General features: G+C 55.6%; 15 protein-coding genes. 4 read left to right on the top strand and 11 right to left on the bottom strand.

Annotation, left to right across the window (positions count from 1 at the left end):
- Window positions 1-17: 17 nt before the first annotated feature.
- Entirely contained in the window at window positions 18-3,962 is a 3,945-nt protein-coding gene (locus tag K3759_RS20125; protein WP_259986624.1) for a glycosyltransferase, read from the bottom strand.
- Between the two features lie 189 nt (window positions 3,963-4,151).
- Between K3759_RS20125 and K3759_RS20120 the strand changes: the two genes are divergently transcribed.
- Entirely contained in the window at window positions 4,152-5,597 is a 1,446-nt protein-coding gene (locus K3759_RS20120) for a mannose-1-phosphate guanylyltransferase/mannose-6-phosphate isomerase (protein ID WP_409202539.1), read from the top strand.
- A 45-nt stretch (window positions 5,598-5,642) separates the two neighbouring features.
- Here the strand turns inward: K3759_RS20120 and glf are convergent, their stop codons facing one another.
- From glf to K3759_RS20100, 4 genes are all read right to left on the bottom strand, one after another.
- Window positions 5,643-6,758, bottom strand: a complete 1,116-nt coding sequence (gene glf / locus K3759_RS20115; RefSeq protein WP_311199030.1) for a UDP-galactopyranose mutase — start codon at window positions 6,756-6,758, stop codon at window positions 5,643-5,645.
- A 295-nt stretch (window positions 6,759-7,053) separates the two neighbouring features.
- On the bottom strand, window positions 7,054-7,965 hold the full coding sequence (locus tag K3759_RS20110) for an NAD-dependent epimerase/dehydratase family protein (protein WP_259986620.1): 912 nt from the start codon (window positions 7,963-7,965) through the stop codon (window positions 7,054-7,056).
- Between the two features lies 1 nt (window position 7,966).
- Complete coding sequence (locus K3759_RS20105) at window positions 7,967-8,968, bottom strand: hypothetical protein (protein WP_259986618.1); 1,002 nt, start codon at window positions 8,966-8,968, stop codon at window positions 7,967-7,969.
- 78 nt (window positions 8,969-9,046) lie between these two features.
- The gene (locus K3759_RS20100) at window positions 9,047-12,337 is read right to left on the bottom strand and encodes a rhamnan synthesis F family protein (protein WP_259986616.1); all 3,291 of its coding nucleotides are present in this window, start codon (window positions 12,335-12,337) and stop codon (window positions 9,047-9,049) included.
- 938 nt (window positions 12,338-13,275) lie between these two features.
- Here K3759_RS20100 and K3759_RS20095 point away from each other — a divergent pair.
- Together K3759_RS20095 and K3759_RS20090 are read left to right on the top strand one after the other, a co-directional pair.
- Window positions 13,276-14,340, top strand: coding sequence for a helix-turn-helix transcriptional regulator (locus K3759_RS20095; RefSeq protein WP_259986666.1), 1,065 nt, complete (start codon window positions 13,276-13,278; stop codon window positions 14,338-14,340).
- Between the two features lie 199 nt (window positions 14,341-14,539).
- Window positions 14,540-15,742, top strand: a complete 1,203-nt coding sequence (locus tag K3759_RS20090; RefSeq protein WP_259986665.1) for a CAP domain-containing protein — start codon at window positions 14,540-14,542, stop codon at window positions 15,740-15,742.
- Between the two features lie 165 nt (window positions 15,743-15,907).
- Here K3759_RS20090 and K3759_RS20085 read toward each other — a convergent pair whose 3' ends face one another.
- The 5 genes from K3759_RS20085 to K3759_RS20065 all read right to left on the bottom strand — a co-directional run bounded on the left by K3759_RS20085 (window position 15,908) and on the right by K3759_RS20065 (window position 23,506).
- Complete coding sequence (locus K3759_RS20085; protein WP_259986663.1) at window positions 15,908-17,971, bottom strand: calcium-binding protein; 2,064 nt, start codon at window positions 17,969-17,971, stop codon at window positions 15,908-15,910.
- A 641-nt stretch (window positions 17,972-18,612) separates the two neighbouring features.
- On the bottom strand, window positions 18,613-19,929 hold the full coding sequence (locus K3759_RS20080; RefSeq protein WP_259986661.1) for an HlyD family type I secretion periplasmic adaptor subunit: 1,317 nt from the start codon (window positions 19,927-19,929) through the stop codon (window positions 18,613-18,615).
- The gene (locus tag K3759_RS20075; RefSeq protein ID WP_259986659.1) at window positions 19,926-21,680 is read right to left on the bottom strand and encodes a type I secretion system permease/ATPase; all 1,755 of its coding nucleotides are present in this window, start codon (window positions 21,678-21,680) and stop codon (window positions 19,926-19,928) included. Before K3759_RS20075 ends, K3759_RS20080 begins: the two co-directional genes overlap by 4 nt.
- 360 nt (window positions 21,681-22,040) lie before the next feature.
- Entirely contained in the window at window positions 22,041-23,195 is a 1,155-nt protein-coding gene (locus tag K3759_RS20070; protein WP_259986657.1) for a polysaccharide pyruvyl transferase family protein, read from the bottom strand.
- Window positions 23,196-23,320: 125 nt separating this feature from the next.
- Entirely contained in the window at window positions 23,321-23,506 is a 186-nt protein-coding gene (locus K3759_RS20065) for a phosphopantetheine-binding protein (protein WP_259986656.1), read from the bottom strand.
- A 269-nt stretch (window positions 23,507-23,775) separates the two neighbouring features.
- Here K3759_RS20065 and K3759_RS20060 point away from each other — a divergent pair, with 269 nt between their 5' ends.
- Window positions 23,776-24,123 (top strand): helix-turn-helix domain-containing protein, encoded by a 348-nt coding sequence (locus tag K3759_RS20060; protein WP_259986655.1) that lies wholly within the window; start codon window positions 23,776-23,778, stop codon window positions 24,121-24,123.
- Window positions 24,124-24,147: 24 nt separating this feature from the next.
- Here K3759_RS20060 and K3759_RS20055 read toward each other — a convergent pair whose 3' ends face one another.
- Window positions 24,148-24,918 (bottom strand): hypothetical protein, encoded by a 771-nt coding sequence (locus tag K3759_RS20055; RefSeq protein WP_259986653.1) that lies wholly within the window; start codon window positions 24,916-24,918, stop codon window positions 24,148-24,150.
- Window positions 24,919-25,066: the final 148 nt, after the last annotated feature.

Below are 25,066 nucleotides of genomic sequence, written 5' to 3'. Positions count from 1 at the left end.
CGCCGGTGGGGCGCGTGTCAGTCGAACTGGCCGAACAGATCTGCGCTTTCGAAGGCTGCGCGCATCAGCTTACGGCCGTTCTCAAAGGAGAACTTCGTGCAGGCGAGGTCATGGCCATTGTCGGACAGGGTCTGCCACAGGGTTTCATCTGCGCTCAGCCGTTCCAGCGCTGCAATCCAGTCTTCGGGCTTGTCCGCAATCAGACAGTCGCGGCCGTCGCGCAACCCGATACCCTCAGCCGCCACGGGGCTAAGGATGCAAGGAATGCCGCTGGCGAGCGCGCTAAGCACCTTGCCCTTGATCCCGGCACCCGACAGCAGGGGAGCGACAAAGATCAGATGTCGGTCATAGGCATCCGATAGGTCTTCGATGAAGCCCACGGGTTTGACTAGTGGGCTAGCGAGGCTTTTGACATCGTCCTTCATGCGCGAGCCATAAAGCGTCAGCACCAGGTTGGAGCCTTTTTGCTCCAGCCGGTCCATGACGTTCCGGGCGAACCACTGTACGCCCTCAACATTGGGCTGGTGTTGGAACCCCCCAAGGAAAGACACGCCTTCGCGCCCGGCGCGCGGAGGCACGGTCTCAGGACATTCCAGTACCCAAGGGCAGGTCATCACGTTAACGTCCCCTTCGGACTGGGCCTCAATCACCGCTTGTTCACGGTCGTTATAGGACAGCATCACATCAACGCTACGCATCGCGGCGAATTCTTCTTCCCGGACCTGACGTGCGGCTTCTTTTTGGGTCTCGTCCTTCTCCGCGATCGCGCGGCGCAGCAATCGGAGGTAGTGTAAATCGGCATTGTTCATGATGATGCGCGCCTGCGGATTGACCGCGCGGATCTTGGGAGCCGTATCGTTCACCACATGGTAGCGGGTGATGTAGAAAGCATCGAATTCTGCGCCGCGGGCATCTAAGAATTCATTTATGCTAACGTAGAAAGGCGCGGTGATCACCTCGACCCCCATTTTCTCCAATTCGGTGGTGTACTTTGCCATATAGGCAACGTTTTCCGCGATGAACGTTACCTTGTACCCCAGTGACTGGACCAGCTTGATTTCCTGGACCGCAGCGTAGCTGCCCGCGCTTTGATCAGGCATCGGGGTTGTGGAATCGACGAACAACACCCGGCCGATGATGCCACGGTCCTTTTCCAGATCGGGTGCTGTGCCGGTCTTAGAAAAATTGCTGAACGCCCGGGCCCATTTGCGTTTGAACTTGGGCCGGTTGACTTCCTGATAGCGTTTGTAGCCTTTGGATGTATCGGTCCCGCTGGTCATTCCCTCGTAGTGGTAGACGACTGAGGAAGGCACATACCAGGTCGTATAGCCCGCATCGCGAACCTTGAAGGCGAAATCGGTATCCTCGAAATACATCGGCTCCAGATAGCTGCTGAGGCCATCAACCTCGTCCCAGATGGTTTTGGTGGTCATCATCGCGGCACCCGACAGATAATCTGCCTGGCGGGCATAGGAGAAACGAGGGTCATGTGGGTTCTGACGGTTTCCGTAGTTCCACGGATCACCCGAATTCCAAATGATGCCGCCCGCATCCTGCAATGTCCCGTCGGGATAGAGCAGCTTGGAGCCGACAAGGCCCACATTGGGAAAACGATGAAACGCGTCGATGAGCGCGTCGAGCCAGCCTGTCGTAGGCTCGGTGTCATTGTTGAGCAGCACCACGTACTTCCCACGTGCGCGGGCGGCCCCCGCATTGCAGGCCCGGATGAACCGCTGGGCTTCTTCGTTGTGGATTACAGTAATGCCGCTGACCAAATTCTCGATCTCTGCGGTTTCATCCGTGGAGGCATCATCGACCAGGATCACCTCAAAGCTGGCCTTGTTCCATGCCAGCAGCAGCGCGGCGAGGCAGGCATAGGTTACGTTAACCTTGTTGTGGGCGGGAATGACGACCGAGACATCGGGGGCTTCCACCTGAGGAAAGACGAGCGGCTTGCGCTTGAGGTTCTCATGGCCCGCCTCCAATGCCTCAATGGCAATGCTGAGTTGGGGCAGCAGTTCGGGGTCCGTGCCATCGGCAAGGTGGTTGCGCAGCGCGCTGAAGCGCTGTGGCGACTGGGGGAAGAGATCGCTGGGGTAGGGGCCTTTCGTTTCTGCAATCAGCGTATCAAGCGTTGTGGTCTGGCGGCGCGGCAGGAACCAGTTGCGCCAGAGACTAACGCTGCCGGAGGCATCGCGTATATCGAGCAGCGTATGTTGCCCGGTTAGGTATTCCGCCGGAAAGCGCAGGCTATTGTGGCCCTGTTTGAGGTGGATCGCGAAGCCAGGTGCTCCGTTCAGCCAGACGGTGGCAGGCAGGGTCTGATCGGAATTGAAGTCCAGGACATGCCCCCAATCGTTGCGCAGGGACAGAGACAGCGGCTGCAGGGACATCAGCGTGTGGCGCTCCTTGCCTGATGCCAGTGCGATCTCCGTGCCACGGCCCTGGGAGACCGTGTCGATGGTGGCGCGGTACCATCTGGCCCCCGGCACGGGGGTTTCGGCGTGCGTGGCATTGGCCACCAGGGCCGACATGCCAGTCGTGCCGGCGGCGCGCAAGCGCGGACGCGCGATGAAAAAGACGGCCGGGGCATCTTGTGTGGTCGCCGCGGAGTCGCGGCTATCGAGGTGGAGGCTTAGATGCAGCGTCCGGTCGCTTTGAGGCAGGGGGAGTTCCACCGGCTGGTACAGATCAGGGTCTGTTCCCCCTACATGACCGCTGCCGAAGGAGCAGCGCAGTTCGTGCAAGACATGGCCATCACCATTGCGAAGTCGGACGATCAGATCTCCCTTGGCCCTATGCTGGGCCAGATTGGCCAGAAATACGCGCGGCCCATCCTGAGGCTCAATGACCAGCTCACCACCGAGGTCGATTTTCTGGGTGCGTGATTTGAAATCGGGAATGACGCGGAGGGTGTGCCACCCGTCCATCTGCCATTCACCCAGATCATCAAGCTGTTGGTAGGTGGTGGTGCTTTTCTGTGCGACCAATGGAAAGTTTTGAGTGATATGGGAGAGAGGTGGCTTATCCTCCATCTGCTTAAGCGGGAACTGCCGCCCCCCAACGTCGATGGCAAGGTCTGCCTCAATGTTTTTGCCAGCCGCTTTCACATAGACATTGCCGCCTACAACGAAAACCTCGGCAATTTTCGCAGCAGAATGGGATGCGGAAAAGAATGATGGCATGAAAGCTGTCTCCGAGGGAATGAGGGCGTGGTCAAATGGCGCGATTGAAACGTGATAGTCGGGGACCATGGCATTTTTGCGTGTCTCCAGATCGGCATGCAAGCGCATGATCTCACGCTGATCGGATGCGGGAAGTTGGCCGAGAAAGTTCTTCATGTGCTGGGCGGCTTCAGCGTTGTGATAGCCGCGGCTGCGTGGGTGACTGACGGCTTGAGACAGGTCGCGAACCACCAATCTTTCTTTTTGCATGCTATCATATAGTGCCACCCAATCGATCCCCCAACCCAGATTATTGCCGCTGTAATCCAGCGCGCGCAATGCAGGATAGAGCGCAGGATGTAGGGCCCAGACGATGCCATCGGTCTGGGCGACCCTCAGCAGAGTGGTGCCACTAATCACCCCCCGTCCAACCACCTCCGAGGGCCAGGGCGTCCAAGTGATATCGGGTGTCCATATCCCGAGGTCGTCGCGTGCATCGAAGCACGCTGCGCACCTTAGCGCCAGTGCCGCCCAGTCTTCACTATGCGCGTCCGCATGGACTTGCAGCATGATTTCGTCAGCGCCAATCATGTCAAGCGCGGCGCGGAACTTGGCACCGTAATACCAGCTTTGCGGGACTTGGACCCAGGTGCCAGGGCCCGTTTCGGGGCGATTGTCCTTGTTCGAGTAAATTACCGTCAGCCGATCGACTGATCCCTCCAAGGCCTGCGCGATATCGCGCGCCTTTTCGCCGTATCCTTCCCAGCTTATGATGACGGCATGAAGAAGCAACGGCATGCGGGTATCCTGCTCTGATCTGGTGTGGCCGTATCTATCTCACGAGAGCATCCTGTGCAATTCCAAGAGGTTCCTGCCGCCAACCCACGGCAATACAACTTGAACACGGCCTGTGTGGAGGATACCCAAGGTTATATTTTGATACTCTTTCAATTATTACGCACCATATGAAAGGTTCGTATGACCGACATGATATACCCGCTGCTACTGTGCGGAGGAGCAGGAACCCGTTTGTGGCCCCTGTCGCGCAAAAGCTACCCCAAGCAGTTCGCGAAGTTCACCGGCGACACGAGCCTGTTTCAGGCTTCTGTGTTGCGCCTTTCAGGGGCTGGCTTCGGTGCGCCGCTGATTGTCACCGGTGCCGATTACCGTTTTGTCGTGACCGAGCAACTGGCCGCGATAGAGAAAGCGGCCTTGACCACGCTGATCGAGCCCGAGGCGCGCAATACCGCTCCTGCGGTTTTGGCGGGCGCGTTGGCGCTTGAGGCCCAGAACGACGGTGCCGATACGCTGATGCTGGTGGCACCGTCCGACCATGTCATCGAAGACGCCCAACGGTTCCGCGATGCGATCGCCGCCGCTGTGCCCACCGCGCAGGCGGGGCGACTGGTAACTTTTGGGATCCGTCCCACGCGCCCCGAGACGGGCTATGGCTGGCTGGCCCTGTCTCAGGAACTGGAGGCGGATTTTGCGCCTGAGGCCCAACCGCTGGAGGGCTTTGTCGAAAAACCCGATGCGGCCACGGCGCAGACCCTGATGGAGGGAGGCAAGCATCTGTGGAACGCGGGCATATTTTTGTTCACCACCCGCGCGCTGATCACAGCCTTCGAGAAACATGCCCCGCAGATGCTAGAGACGACGCGACAAGCCGTGGCACAGGCCGATCAGGACCTGCATTTCACACGTCTGGCCCCCGATCCCTGGGCCACACTGGAAGACGATTCCATCGACTACGCAATCATGGAGAAGGTCGACAACCTCAGCGTCGTGCCCTACAGCGGAGACTGGTCCGATCTGGGCAGTTGGGAAGCTGTTTGGCGCGATGGGGAAAAAGACGCGCAGGGCGTTGTGACCACACCAGGAGCCACCGCTCTCGAGTGCCACAACACATTACTGCGGGCCGAGGACCCGCGGCAGCAACTGGTGGGCATTGGTCTGGAAGATATTATCGCGATCGCCATGCCCGACGCGGTGCTCGTCGCCCATCGTGACCATACTCAAGGGGTCAAGCAGGCAGTCAGCATGCTCAAGGCCCAAGGTATGGCACAGGCCGACACATTGCCGCGCGACTATCGTCCATGGGGCTGGTTCGAGAGCCTTGTCGTCGGCAATCGGTTTCAGGTCAAACGCATCGTCGTGCATCCCGGCGCGGCTTTGTCTCTGCAAAGCCACCATCACCGCGCCGAACATTGGATTGTCGTCGAGGGCACCGCACAGGTCACTGTTGATGACGAGGTGAAGCTGATCTCGGAAAACCAGTCGGTCTATGTGCCACTCGGAGCGGTCCACCGGATGGAGAACCCCGGCAAGATGCCAATGGTGCTGATTGAGGTGCAGACCGGCAGCTACTTGGGTGAGGACGACATTATCCGCTATGAGGACGTCTATGCCCGTGGCCAAGGTGCTAAGGGGTAGGACCTAATTCTGCTCTAAACTTAGCTTTAGAGCAGAATCCGCCAGTCATTCATGCCCGAAACGCTCCAGCAGGCGCGGCAGCAGATTAAGCGCCTCTCGGATGGTTATGTCCATATCGAGGTAGCGATAGGTGCCCAAGCGCCCCACAAAGCTCACGTCGTCCTGCGCGGCGGCAAGCGCCTCGTAAGCGCTAAGTAGGGCTTTCCCCTCGACTAGGCGAATTGGGTAATAAGGCAGGTCGCCCTCGCCGCAGGCGCGGGAGTATTCGCGGTAGCACACGGTGGCCTCATGATGCTCCCAGGGGGCGAAGTGCTTGTGCTCTGTGATGCGGGTGAAAGGCACGTCGCGATCACCATAATTCATTACTGCGCAGCCTTGCCAGTCGCCGGTCCCGGTGAAACGCTCAAAATCCAGCGTACGGTAACCAAGGCGGCCGAGGGAGTAGTCAAAATAGCTGTCCAGCGGGCCAGACCAGATCACGTGATCCGCACGCGCAGCCATGTCATGGGTGAAGGGCGTATCCAAATGCACATCGATGTTGGCATGGTCTAAAATGGCTTCGACCATAGCGGTATAGCCCTGTTCGGGCATGCCCTGAAACTGATGGGCGAAGTAGTTGTCGTCGTAGTTGAACCGCAGCGGCAGGCGCTTGAGGATCGAGGCGGGCAGTTCGCTGGGCGCGCAGCCCCATTGCTTTTCGGTATAGCCCTTGAAGAACGCCTCGTAGAGGTCGCGGCCCACGAAGCGCAGTGCCTGTTCCTCGAAGTTTTGCGGGTTTGTAATTGAGGTGTCGGCCTGTGTCTGCTCAATGAAATCGCGCGCTTCCTCGGGGTTCATGGTCTTGCCGAAGAACTGGTTAATCGTGTGTAGGTTGACGGGTAGCGAATAAACTGCACCGCCTGCCGTGCTCTTAACCCGGTTGTGGTAGGGCCGGAAGGTCGCGAAGTTGTTCACGTACTCCCAGACCTGAGCGTCATCGGTATGGAAGATATGTGGCCCGTAGATATGTACCAGAACGCCTGTCTCGGGACAGCGCTCGGTATGACAATTGCCAGCGACATGGGAGCGGCTGTCGATCACGGTGACCCTATGGCCTTCGTCCGCCAGACCCCGTGCCAGAACCGCCCCGCTGAGCCCCGCGCCTACATTCAGAAAATTCATATCCGGCCTTTCGCGCTCTACGCCTTTTGTGGCGCACTTTAGAAACCTGCGCCTCCTGCAACAACCTCCAAAGCCCTATGGAGAATTGCACAAAAGTGGGGGGTTAAAGGTGACGGCTTCTGCCGCAACGCTCTTGGCTCTGGACGGAGCGGCGATTCTGGTTTGAGATTAGGCGCATGGGCACAGGCGTGTGTACCATGGTGCTGCTAAGGGGAAACCTTGCTCGGATGCCTCGGCCATTGGCGCGGAATGCAAATCCGGTAGATGTCGGAGTGAGACATGGCGCTGCTTCACTTCAGAGTTCTTGCCACCATAGGGCGGTACGTTCCATTCCTTGGTCGATATCGATTTGCGGGGACCATCCCAACTCTTCACGGGCGCGGGCGATACATAGGACGTTGCGGTGAACGTCAATATGGCGGTTGGGTTGAAAATCGACAGTGAGGTCGCGCCCGGTGTAATAGCGCGTGAGTTTTAGGATATCTTTGATCGAAAGGGCCTTACCCGAGCCGATATTAACGACATTTGCATCTCCGTTATAGGAAAGACCCGACAGAAATGCTGCGGCGACGTCCTCGACGTGGATAAAGTCCCGCTCGACACTTCCATCGCCCCAAATAGGCATAACCGTGCCTGCCATTGTATTTTGCATGGCTGCCGCAACCACGCCTTGCGCGCGAAGCGCGCGCTGACCTTCGCCATAGGGGTTGGACAGCCTGAGCGATAGGGTGCGCATGGGCCCTTGGGTGTTCATCAACCGCAGGTAATGTTCGATTGAGAGCTTAGAGACACCGTAGCCATTTAAAGGCCAAGTCGGACTGTGTTCAGTCAGGCCGCCGGGCGGCGAATCGTAGCCATAAACAGTGCCCCCTGAGGAGGCGAAGAGAAACCTCTTAACGCCTTGATCCTTGCAGATTTCTGCCACGCGTAGGGTGGCGCCAATATGTCCTGTGGCCTCGCGTTCGAAATCGCCTTGAGACGAGCCAGGCAGGGAGGCATTGGCCAGAAAGACGACTGAATCGCAGCCATCGACAGCAGAGGCCACCAAGGTGCTGTCGGTGATTGATCCCATCACCCAGTCAACATCCATCTGGTTTGCGGGGGGGGAGGCAAAATCGAGCACCGCCACCTCATACCGCTTTTTCAAAGCCCGCACGAGATGCTGACCGATAAAGCCGCCGCCACCGATGACAAGCGCGCGATGCATATCAGGAATCCGGTGCGCCAATGTTAACTTTTATTTCGGCCACCTCTTTCTTTAGCTTCCTGATCTGTAGGGATTGCTCAAGGGTGATAAACACAAGGTAATCCATGAGTTTGCGATGAATGGTCTCACGGTCTATCTCTTTGCGCGGTCCAGACGGAGAGTCTGCCCGAAGGTCCAGACCAATCTCATCTTTGATATAGGCAAAAAGTTCGGCCCGGTCTGCGACGATTTCATCGAGACCTTCAAAGTCCAAAGTGCGGCCGATCATCTCGTCGATCGTACGCGGCAATCCACCATGGCCTTGCATAACCGTGTTGTTGAACAACTCCGGCATCACCGGGCTTTCGAAGCGATCGTTGAACAGAGCACGCAGGACTGTCTCCGCATCTGAGCTGCGTTCCAAGCTGCGGGTCTGAGGAGGTACCAGCGGCAAGCCCACGACCCCGGCGAAGTCAGATACAACGTCCATCCCCTTGTCGTAGAGCCGCGCTTCAAAGTGATTAGGGAAATTCCTGTGCCAGATCTGCGCGGCAGCATAGACCCCCAATAGGGTGGGCGCGCGTGTGGCAAATGTTTGCACGGGGCCTTTTTGTTGCTTGTGGCGGATGTTCCACTGGGTGAAGGCTGACGGCAGCCAGTCGTGCGGAGGGCGCATATAGGTAAGGATGGAGACATCTACCCCTTTTTCGATCAACGCCGAAAAGAAAGGTTCCATCCTATCGGCCAAGCCGAAAATTCCCTCGTTAGAGTGAATGTAAAGCGCGTTGCCTTTTTTTTCGAGAACCTCGACGAAAGTTTCTGCATGGGCGCGCAGGGCATCAGGTTCCTCATGTGCAAACCTGTGGAATCCATCAATACGGTTGAAGGCGGGATCAATGAAATCGAACCACATGCCAAGGTAGCAGGCATTATTTTCCTGAAGAAGCTCGGCATTCTGGCGCAGGGACGTTTGGATTGAACTGGTGCCCGTCTTCCCCATCCCAATATGGAATATGACTTTCACGCGTCGGAGCCTCCTGTTTTCGCCGGTTCATTCCGCCAATGGGAGTACCATGTCGGCCGCCATCCAAACATTTTCTGTCTATGCACGCTGCTGTCCCTTTTTGTCCATAAAGCGCGAAGACAGTCCAACCATTTTCACGGCTGCCGGCCATAGACGCTCGATGAGGTGGTACTCCGTGCCGTCATTGGCGATCGGCTCGTTTGGCCATGGGTAGTTGTCGCCAAAGATCGCCTTCATCTGGCGCACGACCCCGGCCTTGACCCAGAACATGTTCCCAACGGGAAACAGCACCGGATGCGCGGGCAGCGGATGCGGGAAGCGGTCGGAAAACCGGGGCAGTAGGCGCGCGGAGTCGTCCCAGCCTACGATATAGGGGTCAAAAGCGGTCACCAACCCCACACCGTCCTTGCTGATTTCCTGCAGTGCCGTGGAAAGGTTCTGCTTCCCGCCTGTTAGCACCTTCATCAGGAAGGACCACCAAATATCCCCCGTAGCAGCGGATTGAATGGATTTCTTACGGTGGATGTGGCACCAGATATCCTCGTCCGCGCCCGCCGTGTCCTCAGTCACCAGATTGATAAAAGGCAATATGTCCCTGCCTTGGTTTGGCACGACGATTATTTCGATTTTTAAGTCATGTCTTTTGCCAATGCTCGCGATCCGCCGTGCCTTATTCTGGCTGTCGGTGGTAAAGACGATGCGCTGCGCATGCTTGTAAAAGCCGTAGTCGGCAATTTCTTCTTCAAGACCGTCGAGATAGAAGGCATGATTGTGGATCGAAAACGCAGGCAGTTTAGCCGTTTCGTCGAGGTCCCCGTAGATGCATATCTCAGTTCCTTCATGCATCCAGCCGCCCGTTGTTGACGCGGCTGCCATCGCTTCATCGGGAGAGTTCCAGATCATCCGGCGCCCGTATTGGCGGGTCTTTGCGCGCTCAAGCTTTCGGAACTCCGTATGGGCCTCATCAGTGGAGTACATCATCGGCAGGTCGTACAAGTCTTCTTGCGGCCGCGTGTCACGCTTTTCCGCCAAGTGGGTTTCAAGCCTGCTACTTATCTCGTGGAACGGGGAAAATGTGGAGGTTTGATCATCCTCGATTGGCCTCTGCAACTGTCCCTCGGCTGTGCTCATCAGGCCGAAGGACTGCATAGCTTTCCGCGGCGCTGAGAGAAGTGCCGCACAGGCGCTGTCCAGCCTGCCGAAACCCACGCGGTGCAACAGCGGGGATTTCGAATAGATCGCGTCATCGAACCCCGAGGATCCCTCGAACAGGATCACAGCCGTGCCGTGGCGGGTTGCGTCGAAGACGACATTGGGCAGCGGATCGATGCGCGACGACATGAACATGGCATCGGCCGCCCTGCAGATATCAAGGTAGTAGGGGCCAGCGGGAAGGAAGAACAGGTTGGAGTCTTTTGCGTTCACATGGGCTTCGCGCATGTGCTTATCCAGCCAAACCCCAAATGTGAGGTCTTCGTGATTGTAGCCATCTCCAATCCAGATGAATATCGCTTTGGGATCTAGGGCCGCAGCTTGCTGGGCTGTCATCACGAACAGGTCCGTCCCTTTGCGGATCTGAATCTGGCCAGCGCCATAAATGATCCGGCGGTCCGTACAATCTATTCCTAAGATATCCGATAGCTTGGCGCGGGCGTCCTGATAGTCGGCCTGCGTGACGCCCCCCTCGACCAAGCGGTGCTGTGGAATAACAAAGCTGTCACGCGCGGTGTCAAAAGCAACTTCGCGCAGCGCCGGGTTCCAGCTATCGCGGACGGCGTCCGACGAATAAACGATCACATCTGAAAACCAGCAGATAAATTTACTCTTATACGCGGGGCGCGTGTAGTCGGTATATTCATGAATATAGGAGGCAAAGGGGATGTTCCGGCTCACCAGAAGTTTTGTGAAAGGCCAAGATTCTACCGAATTCAGGATCGCGAAGTCGATCTTGTCGAGCGCCGCGTGGTTGAAATAGCCGAACTCCTCGAAAGGGGTGCCAGTGGCCAACATCACCATGCAGTAGGGCGCAAAGGCAAGCTGAAGTTCTCCGGGGCGTAAGGATGCGACGATGACATTATGTGTGAGACTGGCTTCCTTGACCATGTCGAGCGCCACCATCGGAGCCCCGGTCTTAGAGAAATCATGTGTACAGATCAGGCAAGTTGGCAATGAGGGATCAAAGGTTTGCTGGCCGATGGACATGTGTGAGCGCAATGTCGCCAAGGTTTGCCTGCCTTCGCGGAACCCGTGCCCAAGGTAATGCAGGATGGGGATTGTACCCGCCTCGCGAACATCTTTGTAGTTTTCCAAGTAGTGTTCTGAGGAAAAGTCTGAGATGCTCTGATCTACCGGAGCGCCCTGCGCAAGAAGTTCAAACACCAACTCCAGCGCGTCGGGGTAATTCTCCTCAATCAGGGTCGTCAACTCTTCATGATTTAACAGGTCCAGGATTTTCTGTTTCAATCCTGAAATCTTGCTCCCTACCAGCCCATAGAGGTTTCTCGTAGCGTTTCCCTTAAGGCCGTAGGGCAGGAAATGCTCTTGTAAAGACATGCCGTCCAACACGACATTCCTGTGTTGTTCTTGATAAAATTCTGCGTCGAACCTGAAGTCGGGGCGCTGCTCAGAAGCTGCCCCAGCAAGCGACTGCCAAAGCGCTTGTAGTTTTTCGTCCAAAGGAAAATCCAAAGCTAGATCATCGCTTTGCGAATTCCCGAACGGCTTACGCTTCAAAATGTCGAGGGCAAGAGGGTTGCGCTCTAGCGTCTCGGCCGCAGAGGCTTCCATGCTGAACTCGGCCACGGAAAATTGCGGGTTGGGGTCGAAACCACTGTGCCATCCAAGCAGGAGATAGTGCATCAACGCATTGTCTGGACGGTCTTCCGGCGCAAACTGCTGGAGGTAGAAGTCGTAATCAAATTCAAGTGCCACGAGCTGGGCATCGGGATGGTTCAGAGGGGGAACGAAGGTTGTCTTCAATGCCTTCAGTTCCACGCGATGTTTGCGGTTATCTGCGTCTTCCAGCTGAACAATTACGCCCAGTTTCCGTTTGTCGCCAAAACTGTTTGCTTCGGGGTATTCACAGACCACATGAAGATCAATTTTTCCGTCGATCGGCACAAAAGGCCCGACTTTGGAAACCTCGCCGCGCGTGACTTTGACCACCCTGCAAGTACCGCCATCGAACAAGGCTACCAGTTTCGTTTGGCGTTTAGTGTCTGTCTCGGGAATGAAGAGGGAGGCCCATACAGAATCTACGGAATGTATCTGTAAGAAGCTGCTGGGCTCGCTCCAACTATCATCATTCCAGCCGTAGGCAGAGACCTCGACGCCGCAGGCCTCATCGAATTGAGTCAAATCGTCTTGCACGGTACTGATCCCCTTCATGTCCACCTGTAAGACATTGCATTAGGACTAACAACGTCCGGAGAAGCAGACAATTGACACCTCCGCAGCTGATCCACCGTTTTGCACGGAAAGATTTGCGCCGTGAGCAAACAGGGGCTGTGCGCCCGGGTACGACCCTTATGAGGGTGCGGCCTGCGCAAAGATCTTAAGGCTTGTACGCCCAGCATCCGACAAAGCCACCGACTGATCTTTACACAGCTAGGGAGCTTGAGCTGCTTTCTAGCGCAGCCTAAAAGGCAATCGTTCCAAACCGTCACTGATTCGAATGCCCAAGGCAAAATAACGCGATATGACCAAGGTATTAACGAATTTCACACTTGGCAGGCTGATTTTGCGAAAGACCAGACCTAGAAAAATATCTCTCTAAAGTTGCGCCCCCCATTTGGGGGTATCGGCGCTCGACGATCGGCACCATGAAGGTCTTCCTAAGCGGATTTAGAGCGACTGATGTCTATCCAATTGTCGTAATTGAATAATCTCATTTATAAACGTCAATGGTCGGGGTTCAGGCCACCGAAATAAAACCAAACAGAGCATAACCTGAAGTAGAAGCAAGTCGTTCAGGCTTTATAGAAGGGGCCGATATTGGCTTTTGAGAAATTTCAGAAGTGTTGCCCGATAGGCTAAATTTCGCTAATATACCCTCAATTGAGGGGGACTACCTTATTCTGAGTATGACAGGTTTTTAAGCTGCCAAAAGCAATACGTAGGGTCAACTTAGAATAAGAAATGCAATTTAAGGAAAGTGCCGATTTTAGCTTTCCATATCAATGTCTTGACTTGTCTGCTCAGCACGCATTCTTAGTGCGCGCAATGGGTAATATTGAACTTATTTCTGACGATTATTTTATTAATTACTGATTCCTATCTGTATAGAGATTTCCTGGAAGGAAATTATAATGCACGTATTTCGGAAGAGGGCTAAAGTTAACGGCGCGAAGGTGGATTTTGCCAATTCATTCTGCCAATCAATAAACCTTCCATTCATCCTCATGGCTTTCGTCGACGTAAGATCAAAAAGGATTGTTGAATCTTGGGTTGGTAGAAGCCACGGCGCAGGTGAAGAAGACCTCAGTGATCTGATTAAGGCGGTGAAATTACGCCTTGCTTTGCATTTTACGGTCAACTGTCGAACCGAAGGCTACCAGCAAGACACGGTTGCCGATATCATGGACGGGGACCATATCTGGATCAGCGCTGGTTGTTACCAAATCTGCGTGGGCGAACTCGCCGGCAGGTTGGCACCTGTCATCGCCTTCAAGCAATGCCCAGGTCAGGGGCCTGATATGCCCCAGAGGATGGTTAAGATGGGCATGGCATATGTCCAGTTGCAGTTGAACCAGCTGATAATGTCGCAGACGGCATGGCAGGAAAAGATTCTGCAGTCTGCAACTCAGGCGCTTTCCCTGAGCATTGCTGTCGTCAGCGAAACGGGAGAAATCGTTCACGACGGACGTCACAAAAAGGATGGAGGCGGCTGTGTTTTGGGCCTCCGCATTGAAAACAATCGTTTCGTGGCTGAACCATCCGATCTGACCGCATTACATCTCGCGATTTCCGCGGCGACCTCAGCAGAGAAGAGAACCTCAACCGTTTCGATCGCCGGAGGAAGGGAAGGCTCACAGATTTTGTTGGTCACCCCTCTGATCAACTCATCTTCGCCACTTGCCCTGATCCTGTTCGAGACCGAGCAAGTGGATCATGAGAAGTTATGCAAGTCTTTCTTTGACACATTTGAACTGACGGCCTCTGAGCGGAAGGTCGCACTGGGCATCATAGGGGGGTGGACTGTTGCCCAGACCGCGGAAGAGACCGGGTTGTCGGTGGCAACAGTCCGCAGCTACATGAAGCAGATCTTCGTTAAAACGGATACTCATCGGCAGAGTCAGTTGATCAGTCTCTACTATCAATCGATTTTCCCAAGAGCGACAGGTATTGGACCTCTCGCCTGCACGCAACATTAAGTTGTATTAGTGTCTGATTAGCCGATCTGGGCGCGTAATATGTCCATCATTCCGCTTTTTCCCGTTCAAAGCAGGCGGAATGACGCCATCTCAGCAACAAAATAGGCAAGTATTCGACCAAGCCTGTAGGCACTATTGTCCGGTTTTTTGCCCCATGCCAGTTACCCTCCGCAGCTAGGGACAGAGAAAAGGGCAGCCGATGTCGATTGCAAGTGAACTTGAGCGAGAGATGCTAAATCTAATTAACCAAGAGCGGCGGGCAGCGGGCTTGCCTGACCTACAGCTCGAACAACGGCTGAATTCGGCCGCCGAAGATCACAGCCAATGGATGCTGACACAGGATGTGTTTTCGCATACCGGGGCAGGGGGCAGTTCGGCCACAGACCGTATGACTGCGGCAGATTTTGATTTCTCAGGAAGTTGGCGGTCAGGCGAGAATATCGGCATGCAAAGTAGCCGGGGGGCTGTGGGCTATTCTGATGATGTCGAGGACATCCACGACAGGTTGATGGACAGTCCCGGCCATCGGGCGAACATCCTTAATACCAACTATGACTACGTCGGAATAGGAATCGAGATCGGGGATTACAACGGGTATCCCATGGTGATGATTACCCAGAACTTCGCCGCTACCGACGGGCAGGTTCTCCTTGATAACGGCGGCACCTCACCTACTCCCCCAGCACCACCTAGCCCCGAGATAATTTCGGGTACCAATGGTGGGGATCTGATCTTAGGTTCGGATGCCAACGAAGAACTGCGCGGTCTGGATGGCAACGATGTTCTGGTGGCAAAAGCCGGTTCGGATACCCTCTTGGGTGGCAATGGCAACGACAAACTGCGTGGCGGGCAGGGTGCGGATCGGCTTGACGGGGGGCAAGGCATAGATATTGCCGATTATAGGACTGCGGCATCTGCAATAAATGTCGATATGGCTGCACCGGACAAAAATGCCGGTGAGGCGCGTGGCGATGTCTATATCTCAATTGAAGGTGTCACCGGGTCGCGGCATGATGACGACCTGCGCGGTGACGGGTCATCAAATCGGATCGACGGCTGGGCCGGGGATGACTGGATACAGGGCCGATCGGGAAACGATGTACTGGTTGGCGGCACCGGTCACGATACTCTTGAAGGGCAAGCGGGTACAGACTGGCTGGTCGGCAACGAAGGCAGCGATACATTCGTCTTTGCACCGGGCATGAATATTGATGTCGTGCTTGATTTTCAGGACAATATAGACGTTCTGGATTTTCAGGCTTTCAACTTAGATAATGCTTCCCCACTCGCGGCCCGCGCCAAAGAATACGGTGCAGACTTGTTCTTTGACCTCGGTAATGCCGATGCTCTGATCATCAGAAACGCAACCCTCGCAGAGGTGTGGGACGACTTTTTGATCTGAAAAAAATGAAGCACCGCCTCCTTGCGAAGGCGGTGCCCGGGGGACGTGCAATAGACTTTTAGAGTCCCGCGCACGATCCTTCCCGGTAAAGGCGGCCACAACGAACGAGGTCGCCTTGTTCTTTTAGAGAAAGGGACCGCCTTGCGGCAGTCCCCGAAGTCCCTCTTATTCAGCAAACAGGTCAACACCGAGCAGGTTGCCCGACAGCCACACATTCGCATCCTCTTCAACGAAGAAGTCAGCGATCTGCGCTTCTGTAGTCGAAATGGAGGTGTCACCAATTGCATCCGTGGACAGCTCTTCGATGCAGCCTTGAACAAGCGGCAATTCCACTTCGCAGTTAGCTACTGCCTGATCGGCATCGCAATCGATCGGCGCGATGCATTTGTCTTCGAAGTAGATGACACCTTTGCCATCACCATCTTCGCCGGTATTGGTAAGGAAATCGATCAGCATATCATTGTTGAAGAAGGGGTTACTTGGGTCGAGGCCTTCCAGCTCGTTAACCAGACCTCGGACAATGACAGAACCACCCAAGCTGGATGTGATGAAGATATCCTCGCCGTTGTTCATGATTACGGCAGACAAGGTACCTTCGAACTCAGAGTGGAAGACAATACGATCTTGCTGGTCGTCATCGAAGTCGGTGATGACGTTCCGCTCCCCGAAGTCGAGCTGGGTTTCGCCCTTATCGTCGCAATCACCGTCACCGTTCAGGTCCACACCGTGACCGAAGACAAAATCGTCACCGTCACCACCACCGGTTAGGATGTCTTTTCCCGCGTCGGCGATCAGACAGTCAGTGCCTTTACCACCGTCCAGAAGGTCATCGCCTTCGCCACCCAGCAGCGTGTCGTTACCACCTTCAGCTTCGCCTTTGTCACCCCAGATGCGGTCATTGCCGCTGCCGCCGAAGACATAGTCGTTACCCAGACCACCGTCTAGATTATCGGCACCGTCACCCCCATCAATGGTGTCGTTACCTACGCCGCCCGTGACAACATCTTTACCATCGTCACCGGCCAGACAGTCGTCGCCTTCACCACCAAAGATTTGGTCGTTGCCACCGTCGCCATTAATGATGTCGTCACCCTCACTACCGGATAGGACATCGTTGCCGTCGTTGCCGCGGATATGATCGTTGCCCTCATCGCCGCGGATGAAATCATTACCGTCATTGCCAGCTAGGGTGTCGTTCCCAGTGCCGCCCATGATCCGGTCCGCACCTTCCCCACCTTCGACAACGTCATCGTCTTCGCCGCCAAAGATCGTATCATTACCTGAGCCACCATTGATGGTATCACTGGCCTCGCCTTGAGCCGGCTGAAGGTCTGCGTTATCACCAAAAATCAGGTCATTGCCCGCACCGCCTTCGATGCAGTCAGCGTTGTCGTTACCTTCGATCACGTCGTTACCTTCGTTACCAAAGATGACATCGTCATCGCCGCCACCCTGGATCACGTCGTCACCCCAGCCACCAAGGATCATATCGTCCCCACGCTGACCAAGGAGAACATCATCGCCATCCTGGCCGTGCATGAAGTCATTACCATCAAAGCCACGCATCGTGTCGTTGCCGGAACCGCCAGCCATGACGTCGTCACCGGTGCCACCGTTTAGATAGTCCTCACCGGCATTACCGAACATCGTGTCATTGTCGGCGCCGCCGTACATGATGTCATCGCCTGAGCCGCCGGACATTTTGTCTTCGCCATCATCGCCATGCATCGTATCGTTGCCCGACTGACCGGCCATGCAATCATCGCCGTCACCGCCGCGCATTCTGTCGCGTCCCGAGCCACCGAGCAGGATGTCCATGCCCTCTTGACCGTAAAGGTCGTCATTGCCGGAGCCCCCGATCAGCAGATCATGACCCACGCCACCAATCAGCGTGTCATTGCCAGAACCACCAGCGAGCACGTCATCACCACCGCCACCGGACAGTTGGTCATCGCCATCGTCTGGGTCGTTAGGGAAGCCGCCGATCAAAGCGTCGTCGCCGTTGTCACCCCAGAGGTAGTCGTCACCACCGTCACCATTAAGAAAATCTTTTCCGTTGCCGCCAAAAATGGTGTTGCTGTTGTCATTGCCTCTGATGTGGTCGTCTCCGTTGCCACCATTGCCGCGGTTCACATGATCGGCAAAGGCCCCGTTATCAGAGTTCGGCGTTGAGCCGGTCCAGGTCGCTGGATTCATTGCCCATGCTTGGTTCTTTGTCTTAATAGCCATGATTTTATCCCCCTCAGGATTGAAAAATATCCGCATAACCAAAATTCGCTGGCCAGATACGGATTAGAACTCAGACGCCGAAGTCATGACGGCACCTGCCTCATTTCAGCCACTTTTAGGAATTCCGGACTACCCTCGTTTGGGGGTATATTAACGCTTCATTTTCATATCGCCCGAGACAGTGCGTTTCCAAAAAAGAAACAAATGCCCTGCGCAGCTTAGCGCGAAGAGCGTGTCGCTTTGGAATATAAGTCCAACGCACGGTGAAAATTTGATATCAAATTAGCGCTTCAAGAGCAGCGCCTTTCCGAAAGTCGTGCTGATTTACGGCAAGAGTCGCAGTATATGCAGCAGAAATCCAAAAACAGAGATATATAAAGGCACGCGAAGAATGTTCATTCCTATTTTTATGCGCATACAAACTTCGGGGCCGAAGCCCTTTCATCGTTTCCATGCTGGACACAAAAGCGGCCGATTTCACCTCGGGGAATGCCTTGCAATCTGGTCAAAATAAAGGCGTCATCCCTTGCGCACGGCCCTCAAGAACACGAATTTCCGCAAGGCAGGTAGGCGCCTACCCAAATTAAACTCCCCAGAGGGAGGGGGGATGCCTTTCGCCGCTCGGCTCTCGGGAAGCAAGGTCAGCCGTTGTCGCGCATCGCCTTGTTAAAATACCGCGTGAGCGGCGAGACTAGATAGGTCAGCGGCGTATGCTCTCCGGTGCGGATGAATGCGTCCACCGGCATGCCCGGAATGAGCGTCTGATCCGCTGTGAGCTTGGTCAGCTCTTCCTTGGGCAGCTCAATCTCGACACGGTAAAAGGAGCGACCAGTCTGACTGTCAGTGAAGGCATCCGGCGACACTTGGGTGACTTTGCCAAAAAGGTCGGGGGTCTCGCGCATGTCAAATGCGCTGAACCGCAGGATCACGTCTTGGGCCACATGAACATCCGTTACGTTGATCGGATCAATTTGAGCTTCGATAACCAGCGCGCGGTCTTGTGGCACCAAGAAAAGCAACGCCTCTGCCGGGCGGATCACTGACATGCGGCCGTATACTTTCAGGTCGTAAACAATGCCGGTGGTGGGTGCGCGAATTTCCATCTGGTTGAGTTGGGTCTGCAACGCGCGGCTGCGTTCGGCCATCTCAAGCTCATTGTACTGCAGGTCGCGCAGAACCGAGATCGCCTCTTCGCGCCGGTTGCCGCGGTACTGGAGTTCCTGGATCGTCAACTCAGCCTTGCGTTCCAACGCCTGAGCGCGGCGGGCGGTCAGATCTCCGACAGCGCCAGCAAGCCGTGCGTCCTCGCGCTGAAGCGCCAGCACGCGGGAGCTTTGCGCCAGCCCCTTGTCCAGCAGGGTCTGTTGGGACACTATTTCTGTGTCTACCAGCGCGATCTGCCGGTCGGTTGCGGTCAACTGCGCGGTAATGCCTCGAATCTGCTCCTCCAACTGCTGTCGTTGATTGCCCAACTGCGTAACCGCGCTTTCCAATGTTTCGGCACGGGCTTCAAAAAGGTTTTGCTGCCCCTTCATCAAGGCGTCTACGTCCGGGTCATTCTTGGCTCTCTCGATCAGGCGCGGGTCGAAGGTGATCTCATCGGCTTCGTCGCGCTCCGCCTCAAGGCGGCCGCGGCGGGCCATAAGCTCATAGAGCTGCCCCTCAACGATCTTGAGTTCCGACAGCGCAAGGGTCGGATCTAGCCTAACCAGCAGCTCGCCTTCTTCGACACTATCACCTTCCCTGACGAGTATTTCCTCCACGATGCCGCCGGTCAGGTGCTGAACGGCTTGCCGGTTACGTTCCACGACCATCCGTCCCGAGGCCACGACGGCCCCGTCGATCTGCGCGCGTGCGGCCCAGTAGGTGAACCCACCTAGCAACAAAAGGATCGTACCGAAGCCGACCACAAGCGGTATGGCCGCCCTGAAGCGATTATTTCCAGTCGATGCGCTCATACTACACCTCCCGAGGTGTTCGTTTTGGCGGCTGTGCGAAGGGTTTGGAAGTTGGTGAGCATTTCCGACATCACCTTTTCACGCGGCCCCCATGCCCGGCGCGCCCCTTCCTCAAGGACAAGAAGTTTCTCACATTCCTTGATCGCGGCTGGACGGTGCGCCATGATCACCACTGCTCCGCCTTCGGCCTTGATTGCCACGATCGCGTTGTTCAATGCAGTCGATCCTTCATTGTCCAAATTCGAGTTCGGCTCGTCCAGCACAAGCAACACCGGGTCGCTGTAAAGCGCTCGGGCCAAACCTAGACGCTGGATCTGGCCGCCTGACAGTTCAGTGCTGATTGCGTGTAGCGGCGTGTTGTACCCCTGCGACAGCTTTAAGATCATCTCATGCGCCGCCGCTTTCTTGGCTGCGGCGACAACTTTTTCATCGTCGTAATCTGTCGAAAGACGGGCGATGTTCTCGGCGACTGTACCGTCGAACAGGGAAACCTTTTGCGGCAGATAGCCGAAATACTCAGCCAGTTTGGTCGGATGGTACTGGTTCAGCGGCGCACCATCGAGGGTGATCTTCCCCCCCGCCAGGGGCCAGACCCCCGTCAGGGCCCGGGCCAATGTGGATTTCCCCGATCCACTCGGCCCAATCACCCCAACCGCCTCTCCGGGGCGAATTTCGAAATTTATCAGGCGCAGGGTTGCCTGCCGTCCCTTAGGCGGGATTACGGTCACCTGTCGGATGTCGATCCGCGCCCGAGGACGGGGCAGTTCGACCTGCACGGAATCTTCGGGAACATTGGACAGCAGCTCAACCAAGCTATCCCAGCCCCGTTTGGCGCGCTGCACCGTGCTCCACTGGTTGACGACCGTCTCGACGGGCGCCAGGGCGCGTCCCAGCAGGATCGACGCGGCAATCATTACGCCCGGGGTGATTTCACCCAGCAACACTAGATAGGCCCCAAGCGCCAGCATCGCAGATTGCATAAACAGGCGGAACGTCTTTGAGAAGTTGCTGAAGCTGCCCCCTTTGTCGGCCGCCGACACGCTTTGTGCCAAGGCACGGTTCCGAGTCTTTGACCACTTTTCGAAGGCGTTGGACTGCATGCCGAGGCTGCGGATCGTTTCAGCCTCGGTGTGCAACTGCTCGGAATAGCGGTCCGAGACATAGCTTGCGGCCGCAGACTTGATGGATGCCGTCTTGGTGAAGACTTGGTTCAGTATGGCTGACAGGATTAAGATGGAGCCACCTGCAACAGCCGCCGCCCCCAACCACGGATGAAAAAAGGCAATCCCGATCAGAAAGATCGGCGCCCAAGGCATGTCGAAAAGCGACGAGAACACGGGGGAGGCATAGAACCGCTGTACGGCTTCAAGATCTTTCAGCTGCTGATCCATTTTAGAACTTTCGCCGCGCTCCTGCGCAAGCGCCGCCTTCTTGAGCATGGCTTCAAAAACGCGACGATCAAGCCTCGATTGAAAGCGTGCACCGATCCGCGTCAAAAGACGATTGCGCGCCCAATCGACCAGCCCCATGACCAGAAACAGGAAGGCAACCACGGCGAACAGCGCCACCAAAGTCGCCTCCGAACGGGAACCGAGAACCCTATCGTAGGTCTGCAACATGAAGAGCGGACCCGTGAGCATCAAAAGGTTGACGAAAATACTGAAGAAAGCTGCTGACCACATCAGGCCCCGGCAGGCGCGTCGGGCCTCGCGCATCTCTGACAAGCCAGACAGCAGTTTCGGGTCAGTCATGACAGTCTCCGTCTATGCGATGCAGGGGAATAATCTTTATAAGCCAAAGGTGATATCCACGAATGACCTTAGGTTACGCTCCAACTTTTCAGCGGTCACGCACTGTTTTAATTTCTTGCCTGCCCCCGACGCCAGTTTCCAATATTTAGAGGCTGTGAGGCAGAGGCACGCCATATGTAGCATACAAATTGAAGACTAATCGAGCTCCAATGCTGTGCTACGCCCAGGGATTGTTTTTCAATCCAGCACAATAGCGGGAAGGGCAGCCTGTCAGCAGAAGACACAACGGAGAAAAGCCCGGCGCAAGACCCTAAATATCGCAGCGGCGATCTTTAATTCTGCCATGCGGTGCCTAATAGGCTATGCAAAGGCCCTTTGGTCACCAGTCCAGTTCTGACACTGGCGCAGAAAAGCCGGATCCACAAATGGCATCACACCATTCTTGTCGAGATAGCTCAGGAAACCATCCATCAGCCGCGGCATGCGCAACTCGAAGGGGCCGAAATCGCAAAGCGACTTCAATTCGTCCATCGACCCGATCCGTGCAAAATCCTGTTGGGCGATGCTCGGCAATGCGAAATGGGCACATAGCTCCTGAAGGCGCGTGTCGTGCTCAAGCCAAAGCGCCGGAACCCCAGCCTGAAGCGCTGCAACGTTGCCATGAAAACGGGTGCCGAAGGCAAAATCATAGCTTTCCGCGATGTGATTGACCCAGCTCGGGACGTCATAGAAAACATGAAAATGCTCTTTGACGTAAGCGTAATACTCTTCAGCAGAGGTTGATCCTGCATCGATCACCTTGCGGATGCTCGGTAGGACCCAATGGCTTCGATCCGCTGCAAACTCCGTGGCACTTAGCCCTCCCTGAACGATCTTCTCCTGAACAAGATCATTCTGCCCGATATAGTCCACGCCATTCTCGATCATGAAACGCACGACCGCTGTCTCGTCAGGCAGCATTGACAGGCTGGCCATCTGCCGCCCGGTCGTGCTGTGATGCTGGAAAGCGCCGGGCGCATGCTGGGCGGCCGAATAGTAGATGGACTGGCAGCCCATGACTTCCACGTTCTTAACCCCGTATTTCGCGCAAAGATCGGCGGTAAACGCCCCCCTTACAGCAACGGCTTTGCTGCGCTCGGCAAGAACGCGCAGCAACCGGACGGACCGCGCGTCGACCTCTGACTCTGATATTCTGGTACCCAAGGGCGCATGACACCCGAACCCGAAGGTGCACACTGGCAAATCCAAGGCCTCGATGAAATCGGCCTGCCGCACATGGGCGTCAATATAGGCCGGCACCTGACCGACATGCAGCATCGTCGCAGCGACAAATCCAACATGGCTCACTTCGGCGCGAATTTTGTCGAGGTTTTCCGGGGTCTGGGCGGAGCTTATATTCTGCTTTTGGTTAAAGATGGCGCGAGCCGCATGACCATGAATGATGTTGCCGGTATTGTCTTTGGTTCCCTGTTTCTGGGCTCCTTGGTTCCCGATAAATCCCATACCCTTGGCCATGTCGCGATCCCCACTTTGATTTCCACCGACAATCCCGAAGCGAGAGGTCTTCCACAGCTTCTTGCAGAAATTCTGAGGGCGCATCAAACTTTTTCTGGCCCTATTCAGCCCCCGGGTGCGTGCCTTCAGAGTACATTCAAGCGATCATAAAGATCGCCCGCGGTACGGATCGAACTGTCGAGATCATCAATGTCGATATCGAGCCCGGTTTTCTCTTCGAGCTCCATAATGAACTCAGCGAAAACAATGGAGCTAATGTTTATCCCACTGCCAAACAGGACGTCGTTGGAAGCAACTGCCTGTACTTTCACGTAGTTATCGAGGCTGCCCGAGGAGAGCCGATTTTACTTAGGATTTTCGACTATCAATGGGGACCTTACACTGAATTCAAAATTGGAGACTTCCTATATGAATACATTTCACATAACTAACCTTATAGGATTTGTCATTGTAGCCAAGTGGATTCACAGAGAAGTGCGAATTCTGTATCCAAACAGAACCTTGCATGGAGTTGATCAATGGTACGCTGCTACCCTCACCTGAACTTGGATGAACGCCGCAAGCTACGGGAGGAGTCGGTATGGGAGCCGTTTACAAGCAACTCAGTATCACAGAACAACGCAAGATAGAGCGCTGGAGGCACGCTAAGGTCCCAGTCGACGAGATGGCGCGCGTTCTGAAGCGCTGCAGATCAACGATATTCCGCGAGCTAAAACGCAATCATTTTTCAGATAGAAGCACGCCCGGATCCGATAGAAGCCACATGCCGCTGAGGTCTTTGAAGCAGCCTAATGGAAATACAGAACCGCGCAGAATAAAAAACATATCTGAACACGGCACAGGCAGCGTACATTCCACCATCCACGGTGCGCCGGAACTGCACTTCAACGTGAGTTCACATTGCAGCGTCAGCTTGAGCAGGCAATGAACAAGTCGGCAGGAATGGTCTCTGTCAGGAAGGCATGAAGGCAGTGGTTTGTACACGGCGCAATGCTTCAAGCTTTTTTACGGCCATATCGACATCGGGCACCGCCTGTAGGATCCGCGCTGAATTCTGACCGCGCCGCAATAAGGCATCACTGACTAGATGTTCGTAGTCGGGGTGTTCTTCAGGCCGGATCCCCAAGAACGCCAGCAACCGCTCAATCAGCGCGCGCCCTGCGACGGGGTCGCTGTAGACATCCTCGAAATATACGACGAAAGGCGCAATCCCCGCATCATCCGTTATCTGTGCCAGTTCTTGGCGACGCGTGTTGCACAGGCGCATCTGCCGCTCTGCGCGCTGCATGTTGATCGGTTGCAGGGCCATCTCACCTGTCTCAATAGCCGGATAAATCTTCTGCGCAGCCTCTCCGCCCCAGGCGCCTGTCAGATGCGCTAGCTCCAGCGACAGAATGCGCTCTGTCTCACTGCGCCGATCCAGAATGATATGCTGGTACCCCAACGCTGTGCTGACTTCAAAAAGCACGGCGTTGAAGGCATGCGACATCAGCTCGTAACAATGTTTGATGACCGGCCTCTCTGCCAAGCAGCTTTGCAGATCCGTTCGCAGCTGGACAGCATCCGAGGTTTGCGCAAACGTCTGAGATATGTGGCCGTACATTCGCTCATTGTTGAAAGGTTCATGTTCAACGCCCCTGTGCTCTGACAGGGTACTCAGCAGCGAGGCAAGCGTCGTGCCTCCGGTCCTGCGCATGGTCCAGATGACGTACGGATGGCTCAATGGTTACCCCTTTGCGCAGCGTTAGCACCTAGCGCTGGTGGTAGCACCAGCCCCCCAGCGGGGCAAGGCAAGCGGCCCTACAACTTGCTCTTTACCTGTGGGGCAAGTTGAGAAACAACTCCCCCATGACACACACTCTAGCAGCGGT

The organism is Sulfitobacter sp. W027, assembly GCF_025143985.1.
GTDB lineage: Bacteria > Pseudomonadota > Alphaproteobacteria > Rhodobacterales > Rhodobacteraceae > Sulfitobacter.
Note: the sequence above shows the minus strand (reverse complement) of the source record. Positions and strands in the feature narration are given on the sequence as shown.

Bases quoted from the DNA above. Each gene is read 5' to 3' on its own strand.
- K3759_RS20125 (WP_259986624.1), bottom strand. From the start codon at position 3,962: ATGCCGTTGCTTCTTCATGCCGTCATCATAAGCTGGGAAGGATACGGC.
- K3759_RS20120 (WP_409202539.1), top strand. From the start codon at position 4,152: ATGATATACCCGCTGCTACTGTGCGGAGGAGCAGGAACCCGTTTGTGG.
- glf (WP_311199030.1), bottom strand. From the start codon at position 6,758: ATGAATTTTCTGAATGTAGGCGCGGGGCTCAGCGGGGCGGTTCTGGCA.
- K3759_RS20110 (WP_259986620.1), bottom strand. From the start codon at position 7,965: ATGCATCGCGCGCTTGTCATCGGTGGCGGCGGCTTTATCGGTCAGCAT.
- K3759_RS20095 (WP_259986666.1), top strand. From the start codon at position 13,276: ATGCACGTATTTCGGAAGAGGGCTAAAGTTAACGGCGCGAAGGTGGAT.
- K3759_RS20090 (WP_259986665.1), top strand. From the start codon at position 14,540: ATGTCGATTGCAAGTGAACTTGAGCGAGAGATGCTAAATCTAATTAAC.
- K3759_RS20085 (WP_259986663.1), bottom strand. From the start codon at position 17,971: ATGGCTATTAAGACAAAGAACCAAGCATGGGCAATGAATCCAGCGACC.
- K3759_RS20080 (WP_259986661.1), bottom strand. From the start codon at position 19,929: ATGAGCGCATCGACTGGAAATAATCGCTTCAGGGCGGCCATACCGCTT.
- K3759_RS20075 (WP_259986659.1), bottom strand. From the start codon at position 21,680: ATGACTGACCCGAAACTGCTGTCTGGCTTGTCAGAGATGCGCGAGGCC.
- K3759_RS20070 (WP_259986657.1), bottom strand. From the start codon at position 23,195: ATGGCCAAGGGTATGGGATTTATCGGGAACCAAGGAGCCCAGAAACAG.
- K3759_RS20060 (WP_259986655.1), top strand. From the start codon at position 23,776: ATGGGAGCCGTTTACAAGCAACTCAGTATCACAGAACAACGCAAGATA.